General features: G+C 43.4%; 1 protein-coding gene. It reads right to left on the reverse strand.

Going from position 1 to position 2,390, the window contains the following annotated elements; all coding sequences use genetic code 11:
- Nucleotides 1–96: 96 nt before the first annotated feature.
- The gene (gene ltrA / locus I8752_RS34775) at nucleotides 97–1,782 is read right to left on the reverse strand and encodes a group II intron reverse transcriptase/maturase (protein ID WP_318780935.1); all 1,686 of its coding nucleotides are present in this window, start codon (nucleotides 1,780–1,782) and stop codon (nucleotides 97–99) included.
- Between the last annotated feature and the right edge of the window lie 608 nt (nucleotides 1,783–2,390).

Raw genomic sequence — 2,390 nt, forward strand, 5'->3', positions numbered from 1 at the left:
TGTTTACTGGGTAGGGCAGGGATATTGCTATCCCTTTCCCCCCGACAAACCGGACAAGCAAGTTCACCCTGCATCCGGCTTTAGCAAATCCTAGAGCTACCAAGGACTCAATTCATTCTCAATTTCAGAAAGGTGATTCTGTGCATGAGAATGTATTTGTTGATGACAGTAATAATGCACTAGTTCTAAATTAGCGTAACTTTCGTTACCCCCATCACAAAAAGGTATTTTATGGTGTTTTTGTATGGGTTCATCATTGAATAATGATTCTCCACATACTGGACAGATAAAACCCTGTTTTTGGGCAAGCTTTTGATAACTAGGAATTAGACTTTTGAATTTAATATTCTGCCGATTTTCCCAATAGGCTGTTAGCTGTGGGTCATCGGGAGAATAAGCACCCTTAACCATTGGATGCCGTCTAATCTTAAACCAATTAAATTTCAACAAATGTTTTCCTGTGCGCTTGTCACCAAACACCCAGTAATCACTTCTGTCTAAGTTTAACCTGCCCCAATAGCGGTGATAACGCTGCTGTTGATTGAACTTGGGGTGCATTCTTTTGGCGTACCTTTTCTCCCTCACAAACATCCATCTATCTAAGCAAGAGAATATTTGTGAGGAAACTACTGTCCGGTAATAATTGGCGATACCACGAATAATCGGGTTTAACTTGTCTATTACAAAATCAACGCTACAACTTTTATAATCAAGCCATATTTGTTTGATTTGGTTGCGGACATTCTGCAAAGACTCTTTGCTAGGTTTAATTAATACTTTCCTACCTGTTTTGGTGGTGGAGTCTGGATAGTGTCTAATATTAAAGCCGAGAAAATTGAAGCCGTCCCAGAGCCGGACTATGTGGGTTTTTGACTCCGACAGAGTTAAACCGCGAGTCGACATAAACTCTTGGAGAGTTTCACGCGCATTAATCGCATCTTCTTGGCTTTTACAGAACACTACTAGGTCATCGGCATAACGTACAATGCCACGGTCGCCAATCGTATGACCGTTCTTATCGTAACGAATGCCTAGTGCCGATTCCATACCATGCAAAGCTATATTTGCCAGCAGCGGCGAGATGATTCCGCCTTGAGGTACTCCAGCATTGGTATTATGGAAAACGCCTTTATCCACATATCCCGCATTCAGCCATTGTTGAATTAATTTTCTGGCTGGAAAATTACCAACAGCCTCAACTAGTGGTTTATGTGCGATGTTATCGAAGCAACCTTGAATGTCGGCATCTACCACCCATGTTTTGGTGGAGTTGCCTTTTGCCATTGTGTGTATTCTTTCGATAGCATCATGGCATGACCTACCTGGTCTAAAACCGTAGGATGTGCGCTCAAATTGCGCTTCCCAATACGGTTCTAGTGCATTTTTTACAATCGCTTGCAGACATCTATCGATGATACAAGGTATTCCCAGTGGTCTTTGCTTTCCATTAGATTTACGGATATATACCCGTCTAACTGGTAGTGGCTTCCACGGGATAAAGTTGGTCAAAATATCTACCAATAATCCTCTAGCTTGTGGTGTTCTTACCAGTAATCTATCTACCCCTGCTGTTTTGCTGCCATGATTTAATTGCGTTACTCTTCTAACGGAAAGTAGTATATTAGAATACGCACTCTCATAGTGCTTTTGAAGGCTGCGAACCTTTTTGTTGCTACCGTCCTTGGTCGCCTTGAATATTCTCTGTCTGAGTCGCCTAACTACCCTGTATGCGCTTTTCCAGTTGACGCTATTCCAGTCGGTAGTTCTCTGTGTTACGTTCACAAATTTAGATTGCACCTAACTTTTCCATCAGAGTTCGGTTCCTTTTCTATTGAACTCAAGGGATTTACCTGCCACACGTTAGCACTCTTTCAAGTTGGTCATTTGACCTATCTACCCAGTTATAATTTCCTGTTGCCTTTCGGCGTGGCAGCATTCGCTTCTTGTGGCATCTTACACCCACTGGGGGATTAAAGCGGGATTACTCCCATCTCTACTTTTGACATCGACCTAGTTCAAAAGACCCCATTGGGGTTCCTACGTATCACACGCGAAAGATACAACTAGCTTGGGTTCCCTCTATACACCGGGGGTTTCTGGTGTCCCTGATTCTGAGGATTGGGCAGAATCACTTTACCCCTTTTACCGTCTCAGCCGTTTTCGGTAATTCCTCTTCACGATGCCTCTGCAAGGATTCACATCTGTTAACCCTGTCTAGTTTTACCCTAGCACTTCACCTAACTATGCGGCTTGCTGATGTCGCGCATTTTACCCTCTAGCTATGAGACATTACAGTTACCCGTAATGCCCCTTTGGGCGGGTACTGGCATTGACACTCGCCAGGAGTATTTCTGAGATACTCACTCTCGTCGTGCAACCGATAGTCGCAC

The organism is Dendronalium phyllosphericum CENA369, assembly GCF_016056275.1.
Lineage (GTDB): Bacteria > Cyanobacteriota > Cyanobacteriia > Cyanobacteriales > Nostocaceae > Dendronalium > Dendronalium phyllosphericum.